Genomic DNA, 15,927 nt, shown 5'->3' with positions numbered 1-15,927 from the left:
ATTATTCACAAATAAGGCAATTCATAGTATACTCTGATTAACAAATGAAAAGTGAGGATGTCATTGTGAAGGAGAAACATATTAAATGGGATAAGATTTTTTATGGGGACGACTGGGTAAATAACGTAGTCGAAACGATAAGAACAAAAGATATATTACAAAGCGTTTATTTAAAACGTTATTTATTACGCGCGATGATGGCAGGATTTATTATCGGGATTATTACGGTCTTCGTATTATCAGTTAAAGCAACACACGAACCAGATTTACCGCCAGGCATTGTGAATATGGCCAGTGCCATTACATTCAGCTTTGCGTTAGTACTCATTTTATTTACAAACTCCGAACTACTAACCAGTAACTTCATGTACTTTACTGTAGGCCTGTATTATAAAGTAATTAAACCAACTAGAGTATTGAAAATATTTTTATTATGCTTTGCAGGAAATATTTTAGGTGCTGCTATTTTATTTAGTTTCATGCGTTTTTCAAATGTAATGACGCCAGATATGTTAAATCAGTTATCAGCAGTTATAGAGCATAAAACGTTGTCTACTGGTTTTGTAAGTATATTAATGAAAGCGATCTTCGCCAATTTCTTTATCAATATTTCATTAGTTATTGCCATGCAAATTGACGATGTACTCGCAAAAATGTTTGTCATGATGTTCGGTGTTACCATATTCGCCTTTATGGGTTATGAACACGTCGTTTACAACAGTTGCTTATTTATGGGTGGTTTAATTTATCAAGTTGATACATTGCACTTCATACCAGCTATTTCGAATATCGCTGCGGCTTTTATCGGTAACTATATTGGAGGCGGACTCATTATAGGTTTATTCTATGCTTACTTGAATGATCATCATCAATTTTATAAAAATAATTAACTATATTTGAACAATGCGTTAGTCGATGCCTTTAATATTTAGAAGTGCATTGTCTAACGTATTTTTTTAAAGTTCGTCAATGATTTTTATCCGATGCTATGAGCATTATCAAATACAAAATGCTCTCTTAAAAGCAGTTATTGACTGAAAATCTACTTCTAAGAGAGCACTTTATTTAATTACTTAAGAAATCTTGAAATTTCAATATACGATGTTTATGATAAGTCGCTTATTTCATCTTTAGGCTTGTTATTAGTAAGTAGTTTAATACCACTGATTAACCATAAAGCAAATGTAATTATGTTACCACTTATTACAGCTCCAATAATCAACAATATACCACTCATTTTTTTGTTTTTAGATGCTTTAAACATACCGATTGCACCTAAAATAATTGAAATGATTCCAAATATGAATAGGGATAAGAATAATACAGTGAAAATTGCTGCTGCTGTTTCTGCATCAACTGGGTCAACCTCACCATTAACTGTTGTTGACACATCTGTAGTCATTACACCTGATGCTGCTAAAACCATCAATAGTAAACTAAATACCGTTGCTAAACCCTGAACAACAATTCCTATTATTGTCATTATTTTGATCGATTTTTCCATTGTCTTACTCCTTTATTATTATTATTTACAAACTTGCGTTTGTGTTCTTATATATAAATGTTTAAATTTATATCGTGTTTATTTTAAAAATTATTGTCGCTAAAGCTCATTTACTTTTTGAAACTGGTTAAAAGTTTTAAAGAAAGCCTATGTTAATCTTTTTCCACTTCTACATTTTCATCTTCATAATCTGCTTTATGGTCTTTCATATACTTAATTGGGTCTATTTCTCTATTAATCTCTGCCTTACCATCTTTTATTTCATATGCGAAATAATACATTTTTTCACGATCTTTATATAATTGAATACCAATAACAATGACTTTACCATCTTTATAAACATGTGTATTACTGTCTTCTTGTTTAATGTCTGTTTTAATAGTGTTTTGTACTTTCGAGGCAATTTTATTCATTTGATTCTGTTCTTTGTACACTTTATCAATATCTTTTTGATACTTTTCACCTTTATTAGAACAACCTGCCAATATAATTGCTAACATTAAAAATACTACCAATATTCTTTTCATCATTTTTCTCCTTAGATGGCTGTCATTTTCCACACACTACAATACTGATAATATGCTTTATCATTGTGATGTTTGAACAATGTTTTGCCAATTGTTATCAACTTAAAATTCGTTTAAATGTTTGACGCAAGATTTTGATTAATTATGATATTAAAGTCTTCTTAATATAAACATCTATTTCAGTGTTAATTTACAACTATCTACTGAAAATTATGTCATCATAATAAATTATGAAATAACTATTTGATACCTTTACATTGCTATGTATCTCTAAAAATTGCCTCCTATATATTTATTTAATTCCCAAATATTTAACTATTTATAATTATAGTAAAAAACATTTTAATAGTATATACTTTTCTCATATTTTTTTGATATAAGTTTTAAAAAATAAGTCGATGTACATCAACTTTATAAAATACACTACAATAACCTTTTCAATTAATGACAATTTTAAATTTATATCGTGATTTGTTAATTAGTTGAACTCATTTATCCATGATGTATGGATACCGATAAGCTAATTGACTTTTTAAGTTGCAAATAATCTTATCTTTTACCTTCTTCTTTGAATCAAATGTAAAACGAGGGTGATTTTGCACAGTCTTTTATAACATGTCTGCTACTCTTGCTCTTTAACATACTTCTCTACTGCTCGAATTTCTTCCATTTCATATTCCATATCTGGTAAAATACCAAATTTTTTGTACATATAGTAGTTTTCCTTTCCTGATGGGCCAAAACCTAATTTAATCCAATCTATATAATCAAATGATACTTTTAAATTTCCCTTTCTTGTAAAGTCAAATTCACATGATGTCCACGGTTCTAAATCTTCTTTTTTAAAAGTTTCTCTTAACTCATCAAACATTCGATAAACTTTAAACCATGAATTCTTAAAAATATCTTTTGAGACATTGCAATCTTTAGGAATATCTGAATAATAATTCAAATCTTCACTTCCTGGTTTAGTATAATTAAAAACAACCTCTCCACCTTCATCATCTACGTAGGCAATTGTATATACTTTTTCCCATTCTACTGGTATCATTCCACTGATTTCATTTGCAATTTCATTGTACATTTGACTTAGCTTTTCTTCGAAAGTCATGTTATCGCCCCTATAGTTCAGCTTCATCTTGCTCTTTAATATATTGCTCGATTTCTTTAACTTCTTCCATTTCGTATTCCATTTCTGGTAAAACACCAAACTTTTTATACATATAATAGTTTTCACGGCCTAATTGATCAAACTCTGTATTTATCCAATCAATATAATCAAATGAAACTTTTAATTTACCTTCGCTTGTAAAGTCAAATTCACTTGATGTCCATGGTTCAAGCCCTTCTTCTTTAAAAGTTTCTCTTAACTTCTTAAACAATCTATATAAATCCGTCCACAAATCATAAAATACTTTTTCAGAGACATTATACTCTCTAGGGATATATGTGTAATAATTCAATTCATCGCTACCTGGTTTAGTATAATTAAAAATGACCTCTCCACCTTGATCAGTTACATAGGCAATTGTATATATATTTTCCCATTCAACTGGTATCATTCCACTGATTTCATTTGCAATTTCATTGTACATTTGACTTAGTTTTTCTTCGAAAGTCATATTATCGCCCCTATAGTTCAGCTTCATCTTGCTCTTTAACATAATCTTTTATTTTTTTTACCCAATTTATGGCATATTCTTTTTCAGGCCAAATTCCAAATTTTTTATACATGTAATAATGTTCTCTTCCCATTTGTCCAAACTCTGAATTCGCCCAATCAATATAATCAAATGAAACATTCAATTTGCCGTCTCTTGTAAAGTCAAATTCACATGATGTCCATGGTTCAAGTCCTTCTTCTTTAAATAAATTTCTTAAATTCTTAAACAAATCATATAAATCCATCCATAAATCATCAAATACTTGCACAGAAACATTATACTCCTTAGGTATATCGGTATAATAATTCAAATCTTCACTTCCTGGTTTAGTATAATTAAAGAATACTTCACCTCCTCCATCATCTATATAAGCCATTGTATATACTTTTTCCCACTCTACCGGTATCATACTGCTAATCTCATTCGCAATCTCATTATATAATTTGCTTATTTTCTCTTCGAAAGTCATGTTATCTCCCCTATATTTCAGCTTCATCTTGCTCTTTAATATATTGATCGATTTCTTTAATTTCTTCCATTTCATATTCCATTTCTGGTAAAACCCCAAATTTTTTATACATATAATAATTTTCACGGCCTAATTGATCAAACTCTGTATTTATCCAATCTATATAATCAAATGAAACTTTTAATTTACCTTCGCTTGTAAAGTCAAATTCACATGATGTCCATGGTTCAAGTCCTTCTTCTTTAAATAAATCTCTTAATTCCTCAAACAAATCATATAAATCCATCCATAAATCATCAAATACTTGCACAGAGATGTTATACTCCTTAGGTATATCGGTGTAATAATTCAAGTCATCACTACCTGGTTTAGTATAATTAAAGAATACTTCACCTCCTCCATCATCTATATAAGCCATTGTATATACTTTTTCCCACTCTACCGGTATCATACTGCTAATCTCATTCGCAATCTCATTATATAATTTGCTTATTTTCTCTTCGAAAGTCATGTTATCACCTCTATTGTTCAGCTTCTTCTTGCTCTTTAATATATTGTTCGATTTCTTTAACTTCTTCCATTTCATATTCCATTTCTGGTATAACCCCAAATTTTTTGTACATATAATAATTTTGACGGCCCAATTGATCAAACTCTGTATTTATCCAATCTATATAATCAAAAGATACATTCAATTTGCCATCTCTTGTAAAGTCAAATTCGCATGATGTCCATGGTTCAAGCCCTTCTTCTTTAAAAGTTTCTCTTAACTCATCAAACATTCGATAAACTTTAAACCATGAATTCTTAAAAATATCTTTTGAGACATTGCAATCTTTAGGTATGTCTGAATAATAATTTAATTCATCACTATCTGGTTTAGTATAATTAAAGATGACTTCTCCAGCTTGATCAGTTACATAAGCTATTGTAAATACTTGCTCCCATTCTACCGGTATCATCCCACTAATCTCATTCGCAATCTCGTTGTACATTTGACTTAGTTTTCCTTCGAAAGTCATATTATCTCCCCTATAGTTCAGCTTCATCTTGCTCTTTAACATAATCTTTTATTTTTTCAACCCAATTTATGGCATATTCTTTTTCAGGCCAAATTCCAAATTTTTTATACATATAATAATGTTCTCTTCCCATTGGTCCAAATTCTGAATTCACCCAATCAATATAATCAAAAGATACATTCAATTTGCCATCTCTTGTAAAGTCAAATTCGCATGATGTCCATGGTTCAAGCTCTTCTTCTTTAAAAGTTTCTCTTAACTCATCAAACATTCGATAAACTTTAAACCATGAATTCTTAAAAATATCTTTTGAGACATTGCAATCTTTAGGTATGTCTGAATAATAATTTAATTCATCACTACCTGGTTTAGTATAATTAAAAATGACTTCCCCAGCTTGATCAGTTACATAAGCTATTGTAAATACTTGCTCCCATTCTACTGGTATCATTCCACTGATCTCACTTGCAATTTTATTGTACATTTGACTTAGTTTCTCTTCGAAAGTCATGTTATCTCCCCCTATAGTTCAGCTTCATCTTGCTCTTTAACATATTGATCGATTTCTTTAACTTTATTAATTTCATATTCCGTTTCTGGTAAAACACCAAACTTTTTGTACATATAATAATTTTCTTTTGCTATTGGACCAAATTCTGAATTCATCCAATCAACATAATCAAATACAACATTCAATTTACCATCTCTTGTAAAGTCAAATTCACATGATGTCCATGGTTCTAAATCTTCTTCTTTAAATGCGTTTCTTAACTTCTTAAACAATCTATATAAATCCGTCCACAAATCATAAAATACTTTTTCAGAGACATTATACTCTCTAGGGATATATGTGTAATAATTCAATTCATCGCTACCTGGTTTAGTATAATTAAAAACGATCTCTCCACCTCTATCATTTACATAAGCTATCGTAAATACTTGGTCCCATTCTACTGGTATCATCCCACTAATCTCATTCGCAATCTTGTTGTATATTTCACTTAGTTTTTCTTCGAAAGTCATGTTATCGCCCCTATATTTTCAAAATAGATATTGGTTTCATTTCCGTTAAATAAAAAGCACTAAACAACACCTCTACGTCGCTTAATGCTTCTTCAAATTAATATTACTCATTTTAAACCTAAATACACTAATGGAACTAAAATAACTGCAACTATTGTTACGATAACTGGAATTCTAAATAATTTCGAGTCTTTGCAGTATTATATTATTTGTAAATAATAGCCCTAAAACTCCTACTCATTATTTTGTCTTTCTATTTATTTAACTATTTATAATTATAGTAAAAAAGATATTGATAGTATATACTTTTTTGCCATTTCGTAAATAAAATTTACCAACACCTATATGTAATACAATTATAATAATCTTGATAAAATTATATTCAGAATAAATAACCAACAATTGAAAAATAATAGATTTATTACAACAAAAGCAAACGTTCCTTTTCTAATTCTAATAATCAAATCCCATTAATATCAATCCACTCAAATTCTTTCACATCATTGAGTATAAAATAATATGGTGATATACGTTGAAGTTGATTTTCTTATTTAAGTATACTCCAACAGTATTTTATAAAATTATTTAGTCATCATCTTCAGTGTTTAATTCAAAAATATAGAATCTACTGTATTGCATAATAAATTGAAATGCCACAAATTGTGTACAAGCAATAATAATGATACTTACCATTATGACAAACTTGGATTCTACGACATTGGGCACCAATATATATTCGATAATTCTTTCAATATATATAAATGCGCTCAACGCGGTTAATAATAAACCGAAATGTGTTTTAGTTTTACCACCCCAACGTTTTGTTACTTTAGGTAATTTTAATAACGTGAACATTCCGCCAATTACTAATAACAAATAACTAATTATGATTGAAATCGTACCCATCAACCAATAATTGAATAGGTCATAATGATTTTGTACAGCAACAAAATAATAAAGGTTACATGTTGCAAATACTGCGGTGATAGTAGTTAGCACATTTATAATAACTAAAAATCGGGCATATATTTTCTTATATTTCTGTGCGCTTTCCTTTTCGAAATCTATAAATCTAATCCATTGAAGTAAACTAATTATGATAATTATTAATTCTATAATTGTCGTTATCTTTAAATAATTTGGAAACCTTTCATAATCTAAACCAAAAAAGAAAGTTAGACATGAAAAAAGTATCATAAATAATGATGCTAAACTTAAGGCTTGTGCACCTGGCTTTCGAAGAATGTCTATATTTTCCTTAGTAGTCATATTTACCTATCTCCTATACATTGATTTTGTAATAGCATATTAAGTATTTAAAGTTATAAGTACTTAGATTCTTTTCGATTAAAAGTATAAAAGCCTAAAATTATCTTTATATTATTATTTGATGACAACTTTATGGTCTCTATTGTTTTTTACTTAAACGCTAAAAAGACTAAACAAAGCTTTATTGTTTAATCTTACATTAAGATTGTCTATTCTTCTTGCTCTTTAATATATTGCTCGATTTCTTTAACCTCCTCCATTTCATATTCCGTTTCTGGTAAAACACCAAATTTTTTGTACATATAATAATTTTCACGGCCTAATTGATCAAACTCTGTATTTATCCAATCAATATAATCAAATGAAACTTTTAATTTATCTTCTTTTGTAAAATCAAATTCGCATGATGTCCATGGTTCAAGACCTTCTTCTATAAATACTTCTCTTAGTTCCTCAAATTGATCATGCAACTCATATACTGAATCCATAAAGCTTGATTTCAATAAATTATACTTCTTTATCACACTTGTATAGTAAAATAATTCATCACTGCTTGGTTCAGTATAATTGTAAAACACTTCTCCACATTCTTCATCGATATATGCCATTGCATATACTTTTTCCCACTCTACCGGTATCATGCTAATAATCTTATTCGCAATCTCGCTATACATTTCACTTAATTTTTCTTCGAAAGTCATATTATCGCCCCTATAGTTCAGCTTCATCTTGCTCTTTAATATATTGCTCGATTTCTTTAACTTTATTAATTTCATATTCCGTTTCTGGTAAAATTCCAAATTTTCTATACTTATAGTAATTTTGTCGACCTACTTGACCAAATTCTGAATTTATCCAATCAATATAATCAAATGAAACTTTTAATTTACCTTCTCTTGTAAAATCAAATTCGCATGATGTCCATGGTTCTAGTCCTTCTTCTTTAAATAAATTTCTTAATTCCTCAAACAAATCATATAAATCCATCCATAAATCATCAAATACTTGCACAGAAATGTTATACTCCTTAGGTATATCGGTGTAATAATTCAATTCATCGCTGTTTAGTATAATTAAAGAATACTTCACCTCCTCCATCATCTATATAAGCCATTGTATATACCTTTTCCCATTCTACTGGTATCATGCTACTAATTTTATTCGCAATCTCGTTGTACATTTCATTTAGTTTTTCTTCGAAAATCATGTTATCGCCTCTATTGTTCAGCTTCTTCTTGCTCTTTAATATATTGCTCGATTTGTTTAACCTCTTCCATTTCATATTCCATTTCTGGTATAATTCCGAATTTTCTATAGTTATAGTAGTTTTCTTGGCCTAATTGATCAAATTCTGTATTCTTCCAATCAATATAATCAAATGAAACTTTTAATTTATCTTCTTTTGTAAAGTCAAATTCACATGATGTCCATGGTTCAAGACTTTCTTCTTTAAATATATTTCTTAATTTTTTAAATGATCTATAAAGTTCCATCCATAAATCATCAAAGATTTCTTCTAAAACATTATAATCTTCAACGATACTCGAATAATAATACAGCTCATCATTTCTGGGCTTGGTATAATAAAATATAACTTGCCCACCTCCATCGTCCACATATGCAATTACATATACCTTTTCCCACTCTACTGGTATCATTTCATTGATCTCATTTGCAATTTTATTGTACATTTCACTTAATTTTTCTTCGAAATTCATGTTATCGCCTCTATTGTTCAGCTTCTTCTTGCTCTTTAACATATTGCTCGATTTCTTTAACTTTATTAATTTCATATTCCGTTTCTGGTAAAATTCCAAATTTTCTATACTTATAGTAATTTTGTCGACCTACTTGACCAAATTCTGAATTTATCCAATCAATATAATCAAATGAAACTTTTAATTCACCTTCTCTTGTAAAGTCAAATTCGCATGATGTCCATGGTTCATGTCCTTCTTCTTTAAATAAATTCCTTAAATTTTGAAATTGTTTATACAACTCATACACTGAATCCATAAATTCCGATTCCGATATATCATATTTATTTAATACACTAGTATAGTAGTATAATTCATTACTTCCAGGTTCTGTGTAATAGTAGAACACTTCTCCTCCTCCGTCATCTATATATGCCATTGCATATACCTTTTCCCACTCTACCGGTATCATGCTGCTAATCTTATTCGCAATCTCGCTATACATTTCACTTAATTTTTCTTCGAAAGTCATGTTATCGCCCCTATGTGTTCGAAATATCTCTTGATTAAACTATTAATTTATTCTCTACACTTATTTCCGTTAAATAAAAAGCATTAAACAACACCCAAATGTCGCTTAATGCTTCTTCAAATTCGTTTTACTTATCTTAAACCTAAATATGCTAATAAATTTAAAACAAAAGCAATTATTGTTACGATAATTGCAATTTGCAATAACTTCGAACCTTTTTCAGCATCGTATTTTTTATAATTAATACTACAAACAATACTTCCAATACCAAATAGCGGTGTAACTACTGTTAATACAATAAATACCCATGTTGCAATTTTTAAGCCATTGCCTTGTTTTTGGTTTTCCATCTCATTAACTCCTACTCATTATTTTGTCTTTCAATTTATTTAACTATTTATAATTATAGTAAAAAAGATATTAATAGTATATACTTTTTTATCATTTCATAAATAAAAATTTACCCACACCTATATGTAATACAATTATAATAATCTTGATAAAATCATATTCAAAATAAATAACCAACAACTAAATAATATTGGCCTTATTACAACAAAAGCAAACGCTCCTTTTCTAACTCTAATAAACAAATCCCAAACTGCAAATATAATAATGATAAATAAGCTGAGTATGAAAAATGAGATACTTAAGTCACGTGTTTCTGCAGTGATTTGAGGTGTTGACTTTAATGTCATTAATACCGTTAGTACTATAGCTACTATCAAAGAAATAATCCCTTTATACTTAGCTATTTCAATATTTATACGTAAGCTTTCAACTGAATTGTATTCAGATTTATTAACTATTCCACTTGAACTATCTGTAATGTTCTTATATTTTAGTAATAGTGGTCTGTTCCAAAGATTTCTAATAGCCATCCATGCATAAAACAAACTCCCCATATACAAAATCACATTGAAATTTGTTAATTGATCATAGCTGTCGCCTATAAAGATATAAGTGATACCAATTATTACAAACACAATGGCATAGATGATTATAGGCAATACTACTATTTTTTCAGAATACATCACAGCAGTTAAATATATAATATAATACAGTCCGGCTACGACAATTAATAATAAGAACTCCATATTCACACCTCAATATTCCATAACTTTTACTTTAATATCAATCCACTTAAATCCATTCACATCATTGAGTATAAAATAATATGGTGATATACGTTGAAGTTGATTATCTTATATATAAGTATACTTCACAGAATTTATAAAATTGTTTAGTCATCATCTTCAGTGTTTAATTCAAAAATATAGAATCTACTGTATTGCATAATAAATTGAAATGCCACAAATTGTGCTCCAGCGATAACCAACATGCTCACAATAATTATAAACTTAGATTCTACGACATTAGGAACCAATATATATTCGATAATTTTTTCAATATATATAAATGAGCTCAACGCAGTTAATAATAAACCGAAATGTGTTTTAGTTTTACCACCCCAACGTTTTGTTACTTTAGGTAATTTTAATAACGTGAACATTCCGCCAATTACTAATAACAAATAACTAATTATGATTGAAATCGTACCCATCAACCAATAATTGAATAGGTCATAATGATTTTGTACAGCAACAAAATAATAAAGGTTACATGTTGCAAATACTGCGGTGATAGTAGTTAGCACATTTATAATAACTAAAAATCGGGCATATATTTTCTTATATTTCTGTGCGCTTTCCTTTTCGAAATCTATAAATCTAATCCATTGAAGTAAACTAATTATGATAATTATTAATTCTATAATTGTCGTTATCTTTAAATAATTTGGAAACCTTTCATAATCTAAACCAAAAAAGAAAGTTAGACATGAAAAAAGTATCATAAATAATGATGCTAAACTTAAGGCTTGTGCACCTGGCTTTCGAAGAGTATCAATATTTTCTTTAGTAGTCATATCTATCTCCTATACATTATTTTTTAAATAGCATATTACGTATTTAAAGCTATAAACTTAGATTCTTTTCGATTAAAAGTTTAAAAACCTAAAATTATCTTTATATTATTATTTGATGAGCATCAACTTTACGGTATCTATTGCTTTTTACTTAAACGCTAAAAAGACTAAACAAAGCTTTATTGTTTAGTCTTACATTAAGATAGTTTATTCTTCTAGCTCTTTAATATATTGCTCGATTTCTTTAACTTTATTAATTTCATATTCCGTTTCTGGTAAAATTCCAAATTTTCTATACTTATAGTAATTTTGTCGACCTATTTGACCAAATTCTGAATTTATCCAATCAATATAATCAAATGAAACTTTTAATTCACCTTCTCTTGTAAAATCAAATTCGCATGATGTCCATGGTTCTAAATCTTCTTCTTTAAATAAATCTCTTAACTCCTCAAATAAATCATATAAATCCATCCATAAATCATCAAATACTTGCACAGAAATGTTATACTCCTTAGGTATATTGGTGTAATAATTCAAGTCATCACTACCTGGTTTAGTATAATTAAAGAATACTTCACCTCCTCCATCATCTATATAAGCCATTGTATATACTTTTTCCCACTCTACCGGTATCATACTGCTAATCTCATTCGCAATTTCATTGTATATTTTGCTAAGCTTCTCTTCAAATGTCATGTTGGCACCTCTACTTATTTAATATTCTTCTAATATTTCTTTCACCATTAATTTCATATTCAACTTTAAATATAGTCGGTCTTTGACTATTACCGCTATATTTTACTTCCATTTTAATATTTTTCACCTCTTTCCCAGAGTTTAAGAACTCTTGCCACTCTTTCTCAAGATTATACCAATGACCTTTCTCCTTAAATGGACGGTTGATAAATTTACTTTGTGCCACAAGGTTATCAATGTCTTTTGAACCACCAAACATTCTAGCGATTAAGTGACCTCCATCATCGTCTGGTAATCTATCCTCTCCCCCCACAGTTCTTTGTGCATGGCTATTACGATCCCCATCTTTTAGAGAGAGATTGTCTACATAAACTTCTTTTATGCGACCTTTATGATCGGTTCGATATATGTGACCAGTAGGTGTTGTGTATTCAATATTCGCCTTTAGTTTCTTAGGTCTAAGTCTTGCATAGTGTTCTCCGAATTCAACCTTGGTGTAGTTTGGTGATTCAACATACTTTGATGAATTCATTTCATGGCTACTTATACTATGTTTGCCTTCACTTCTCACCATACTATCTTTTGGACCATGTGTCACGTGATTTTGTGGTGTAACAGCACGCTTTATGTTTTGACCCATGTTTCTCAAAGTAGTTGTTTCAGCAAATTTTATACCACCCATTCCCGCTGGTGCAAGTTGTTGTTTAAATGGATGTGCTATTTCTTTATCAAGTCCATTATTCACTATTCGTTTGACATTTTGTGCTTGTTGTCCAATCCAATTTCTACTTTGTTGAACAGTATGAGTTGCTTGACCACGCATGTTACTCAGCATTTGTCCAACATGAGTATTTTGAGCAAAGTTACGAGATTGATTCAACACACTGTTTTTCATCATTCCCATTTTAGGTGAAATACGACTAACTGCTTGTTGCATTGTCTTTTGCAATCCTGTTTTAACTGCAAATTTTTCTCCGCCTTTGAAGCCTAATTTCATTAAACTTTTCCCAGCACCTTTGAGGAAGCCCATACCTGGCAATGGAATAAGCGAAAGTCCTTCCATGATTCGTTCTTCTTTAGATAGCTTTCTTCCAGTTACAATATTTTTTCCTGTGGCTGCATTTGCTGCTGAATAAGCGGAATAAGCACCAATAGCTACTGCTCCAGCAACAGGATTAATACAAGATAAAACTACCATACCAGCTAGTGCTGCAATCTCTATAGCTTCTTCTTTTTTCTTTTGCTCCTCTAGCTCTTCCGCTTCAGCTACTGTCATGTAATCACAAGAAGCGCCCTGAGTCATCATTTTTTCAAAATCACTTTTAGATAATTTCTTATCTTCTTTTTTCATTTCTTTGTAATGCTGATCAATTACTTTTACAAATTCTTGATCCGATTTTAATATTTCATCGATGCTATAAACATCGCTGTCACTTTTCTTGGCATCTCCCTTTGCAATTTTCCCAGAAGCCCCATAGGTATCTCTACCATGTCCACCACCATTTTTAATTAGTATATTTTCCAATTTAACATTCGTTATACCTTTGAATGCTTTATCTATATCTTCTATAAATGGCGTGTCAATAATTTCTTTCATTTTCGAATCTAATTGAGATGCATAATCATATAACTCATTTTGATAATACCCCATTAATTTAGATCCTTGTGGACCTACTACACTACTTGTTAATGATATTGCGCCATCTTCGTCTAAAGAACTGACATCGCTTACCGCATCATCCATTGTTGTATCTACATCTAAGAAGTCTTGACCCTCTATTGCATCTATTACACTTTGGATAGATGACTTTTCATTGTCATAATCAGCTGTTAGATATTCAATATCTTTTGTCATGTCATGCACCTATCCCTCAATATTATAGTAAAGCTTGGCAAATTCCGTACCCCAATGTTCATCTGCTTCAAAGAACTTTTGTGCTGAATTCATGACGCCACCACCGAGTGTACTCAATGGACCTTTGAGACCACTAATGACTGTTGCAGCACTACTATAGCCATTTTCCATAGAATGTGCAGCTTTTTCACTACTGTAGTAATTTAATTGCGCTATTTTTCCAAAGTTTTGAGCTATTTCATCATACTTTTGACTTATGCTTTCCAATTCTTTTACAACATGTGCAATCGTTTCAGCTTTAACACTAATTTTTCCACTCAACGTCATTACTCCTCTGCTTTATTAATATGATTTTCATCAGTATCGAATCCAAATAATTCTCGTATAAATGTATTAATGACACCAATATGAACATTCAGCACTTTATCTTTTAATGGGTATCGAATGAATAACAAATCATTTTGTTCATAAATGTTATATAAACTTTGTTGAGGGTCACCTTGATGATTGTATATTTCAATTTCTAAAACACGCCCAATCGTATCGATACTTTCATTATTTAAGTTCTCCAATGTTTCATCGTCAATTTGTTTAAAGTCCCAATCATTGGACTTTTCTTGTCTCATCAATAAAGGATATGATTGTACAATCGACCACCATGCAATGTCTTTATTGATAATTCGTATTTGAAACCCATTATTTTTAAACCGGCTTAACAAAATATATTCATCTTTTTCATAGCTAAATGGTGCAAAATACATATCATTAATTCGAATATTTACAATGGCGCTAATATACTCTCTGACTAATGTAGCCACTTTAAAACCTGCATCAGTTAACTTGTCATTCTCTGTTACTAATTCCTTTTCAATTAAAGCAGCTTTAGCTTCTTCAAAATTTGATGGATCAAACAATTCAAAATTTACGAGAGGCAATTTACTACCACCTAAAATTGTTAATTCTTCGTAAGAAAAATAATCTATTCGCTTAACATCTTTCATCATGGGTTCACCCTATCAAGCCCTTGCTTAATTGATAATGTATCGTATTTCGCTAGATTTTGACTTAAGTTATCAATTGCTTTTTGATGGTCAGCCATCGGTTGTACTAATTCTTCTTGAAACTTTGCCATAATGAGTAACACATCTTTCACCTTATTGGCGAACTGTCCTTCCCAATCACTACCTTCGATATACTCAGCGAGCTGTTGCGTTTGCTTTTGACATGCTTCAATATCTTTAGCTGTTTTTGCCGCTAATTGTTTCGCTTGATCAACCTTGCCACCATCTGCTTTAATACCTTTATATCCACCCATATCTTCACCTCAATATTAATTCATTGCTTTATTAAAATATTCACTTGCCTTTTCGCCAGCAATTTCCTTAGCTTTTTGGAGGGATTCTTTATTTTTATCGATATCTTCACCCAACATTTCAAGCTTTTGTTTCATCAAATTTCTTTTTTCAATATATAACGTATTGGGCGCCTTTCCCTTAACAGTTACACTGTCCTTATTAGCACTAGATTTTGCAGTTTGTACGTCCTTTGCTGTGCTTTCAATATCATCTAGTGCAAAACTCAAATTAAATTCTAATCGCTTATATTGTTCAGCTTTTCTTAAATATCCAGAACGAACTTCAATTTCATGCGCAATCTCTTCAGCATGCTTTTTAATATCTTTAAATTTCGACTTAACCATTGTTTCAATATCATTAAAATTCATAACATACCTCCCTCCT

The 15,927-nt window shown here is 30.0% G+C and carries 23 protein-coding genes and 2 pseudogenes; 1 reads left to right on the top strand and 24 read right to left on the bottom strand.

Features of this window, described 5'->3' with window-relative positions; translation table 11 throughout:
• The first annotated feature begins 65 nt into the window (after window positions 1-65).
• A complete protein-coding gene (locus tag JG553_RS12230; protein ID WP_000659770.1) occupies window positions 66-890 on the top strand; it encodes a formate/nitrite transporter family protein in 825 nt (274 codons plus the stop codon).
• 215 nt (window positions 891-1,105) lie between these two features.
• On the opposite strand, the gene JG553_RS12225 is transcribed toward JG553_RS12230, so the two are convergent.
• From JG553_RS12225 to esaC, 24 genes and pseudogenes are all read right to left on the bottom strand, one after another.
• The gene (locus JG553_RS12225) at window positions 1,106-1,504 is read right to left on the bottom strand and encodes a DUF4064 domain-containing protein (protein ID WP_000415675.1); all 399 of its coding nucleotides are present in this window, start codon (window positions 1,502-1,504) and stop codon (window positions 1,106-1,108) included.
• A 152-nt stretch (window positions 1,505-1,656) separates the two neighbouring features.
• Window positions 1,657-2,031, bottom strand: a complete 375-nt coding sequence (locus JG553_RS12220; protein ID WP_000822161.1) for a DUF4467 domain-containing protein — start codon at window positions 2,029-2,031, stop codon at window positions 1,657-1,659.
• A 622-nt stretch (window positions 2,032-2,653) separates the two neighbouring features.
• A complete protein-coding gene (locus tag JG553_RS12215) occupies window positions 2,654-3,142 on the bottom strand; it encodes an antitoxin YezG family protein (protein WP_000142094.1) in 489 nt (162 codons plus the stop codon).
• Between the two features lie 10 nt (window positions 3,143-3,152).
• A complete protein-coding gene (locus JG553_RS12210; RefSeq protein ID WP_000142102.1) occupies window positions 3,153-3,653 on the bottom strand; it encodes a TIGR01741 family protein in 501 nt (166 codons plus the stop codon).
• A 10-nt stretch (window positions 3,654-3,663) separates the two neighbouring features.
• Window positions 3,664-4,164: a TIGR01741 family protein gene (locus tag JG553_RS12205; RefSeq protein ID WP_000141947.1), complete on the bottom strand. Its 501-nt coding sequence runs from the start codon at window positions 4,162-4,164 to the stop codon at window positions 3,664-3,666.
• Window positions 4,165-4,174: 10 nt separating this feature from the next.
• Window positions 4,175-4,675, bottom strand: a complete 501-nt coding sequence (locus JG553_RS12200; protein ID WP_000141942.1) for a TIGR01741 family protein — start codon at window positions 4,673-4,675, stop codon at window positions 4,175-4,177.
• A gap of 10 nt (window positions 4,676-4,685) precedes the next feature.
• Entirely contained in the window at window positions 4,686-5,186 is a 501-nt protein-coding gene (locus JG553_RS12195) for an antitoxin YezG family protein (RefSeq protein WP_000142176.1), read from the bottom strand.
• 10 nt (window positions 5,187-5,196) lie between these two features.
• Complete coding sequence (locus tag JG553_RS12190; RefSeq protein WP_000142145.1) at window positions 5,197-5,697, bottom strand: TIGR01741 family protein; 501 nt, start codon at window positions 5,695-5,697, stop codon at window positions 5,197-5,199.
• Between the two features lie 11 nt (window positions 5,698-5,708).
• Window positions 5,709-6,209 carry a TIGR01741 family protein gene (locus JG553_RS12185; protein ID WP_000141982.1) on the bottom strand — a complete coding sequence of 167 codons (501 nt, stop codon included), beginning with the start codon at window positions 6,207-6,209 and terminating at the stop codon, window positions 5,709-5,711.
• Window positions 6,210-6,565: 356 nt separating this feature from the next.
• Window positions 6,566-6,679: pseudogene (locus tag JG553_RS12180) on the bottom strand (DUF5080 family protein); the annotation flags it as partial.
• 115 nt (window positions 6,680-6,794) lie between these two features.
• Window positions 6,795-7,478, bottom strand: a complete 684-nt coding sequence (locus JG553_RS12175; RefSeq protein ID WP_000208389.1) for a DUF5079 family protein — start codon at window positions 7,476-7,478, stop codon at window positions 6,795-6,797.
• A 209-nt stretch (window positions 7,479-7,687) separates the two neighbouring features.
• Window positions 7,688-8,179, bottom strand: a complete 492-nt coding sequence (locus tag JG553_RS12170; protein WP_000142033.1) for a TIGR01741 family protein — start codon at window positions 8,177-8,179, stop codon at window positions 7,688-7,690.
• Between the two features lie 10 nt (window positions 8,180-8,189).
• Window positions 8,190-8,685: pseudogene (locus JG553_RS12165) on the bottom strand (TIGR01741 family protein).
• 10 nt (window positions 8,686-8,695) lie between these two features.
• Window positions 8,696-9,196: a TIGR01741 family protein gene (locus JG553_RS12160; RefSeq protein WP_001008475.1), complete on the bottom strand. Its 501-nt coding sequence runs from the start codon at window positions 9,194-9,196 to the stop codon at window positions 8,696-8,698.
• A gap of 10 nt (window positions 9,197-9,206) precedes the next feature.
• Entirely contained in the window at window positions 9,207-9,707 is a 501-nt protein-coding gene (locus tag JG553_RS12155) for a TIGR01741 family protein (protein WP_000142036.1), read from the bottom strand.
• 131 nt (window positions 9,708-9,838) lie between these two features.
• Complete coding sequence (locus tag JG553_RS12150; protein ID WP_000431307.1) at window positions 9,839-10,057, bottom strand: hypothetical protein; 219 nt, start codon at window positions 10,055-10,057, stop codon at window positions 9,839-9,841.
• 135 nt (window positions 10,058-10,192) lie between these two features.
• Complete coding sequence (locus JG553_RS12145) at window positions 10,193-10,804, bottom strand: DUF5080 family protein (RefSeq protein WP_000394915.1); 612 nt, start codon at window positions 10,802-10,804, stop codon at window positions 10,193-10,195.
• A gap of 146 nt (window positions 10,805-10,950) precedes the next feature.
• Window positions 10,951-11,634 carry a DUF5079 family protein gene (locus JG553_RS12140; protein WP_000208405.1) on the bottom strand — a complete coding sequence of 228 codons (684 nt, stop codon included), beginning with the start codon at window positions 11,632-11,634 and terminating at the stop codon, window positions 10,951-10,953.
• Between the two features lie 207 nt (window positions 11,635-11,841).
• Window positions 11,842-12,333, bottom strand: coding sequence for a TIGR01741 family protein (locus tag JG553_RS12135; RefSeq protein ID WP_000142049.1), 492 nt, complete (start codon window positions 12,331-12,333; stop codon window positions 11,842-11,844).
• Between the two features lie 10 nt (window positions 12,334-12,343).
• Window positions 12,344-14,188, bottom strand: a complete 1,845-nt coding sequence (locus tag JG553_RS12130; RefSeq protein WP_000159025.1) for a DNA/RNA non-specific endonuclease — start codon at window positions 14,186-14,188, stop codon at window positions 12,344-12,346.
• A gap of 9 nt (window positions 14,189-14,197) precedes the next feature.
• Entirely contained in the window at window positions 14,198-14,515 is a 318-nt protein-coding gene (gene esxD / locus JG553_RS12125; RefSeq protein WP_000175722.1) for a type VII secretion system extracellular protein EsxD, read from the bottom strand.
• Entirely contained in the window at window positions 14,515-15,189 is a 675-nt protein-coding gene (locus JG553_RS12120; RefSeq protein ID WP_000655875.1) for a DUF5081 family protein, read from the bottom strand. The genes esxD and JG553_RS12120 overlap by 1 nt, the downstream gene beginning before the upstream one ends.
• Window positions 15,189-15,503, bottom strand: coding sequence for a WXG100 family type VII secretion effector EsxB (esxB, locus tag JG553_RS12115; RefSeq protein WP_000509668.1), 315 nt, complete (start codon window positions 15,501-15,503; stop codon window positions 15,189-15,191). Before esxB ends, JG553_RS12120 begins: the two co-directional genes overlap by 1 nt.
• A gap of 15 nt (window positions 15,504-15,518) precedes the next feature.
• Window positions 15,519-15,911 (bottom strand): type VII secretion substrate EsaC, encoded by a 393-nt coding sequence (gene esaC, locus JG553_RS12110; protein ID WP_001010289.1) that lies wholly within the window; start codon window positions 15,909-15,911, stop codon window positions 15,519-15,521.
• Between the last annotated feature and the right edge of the window lie 16 nt (window positions 15,912-15,927).

Origin of the sequence: Staphylococcus sp. T93 (assembly GCF_016743875.1) — a bacterium.
Lineage (GTDB): Bacteria > Bacillota > Bacilli > Staphylococcales > Staphylococcaceae > Staphylococcus > Staphylococcus aureus.
This window is presented reverse-complemented; position numbering and strand designations above follow the sequence as displayed.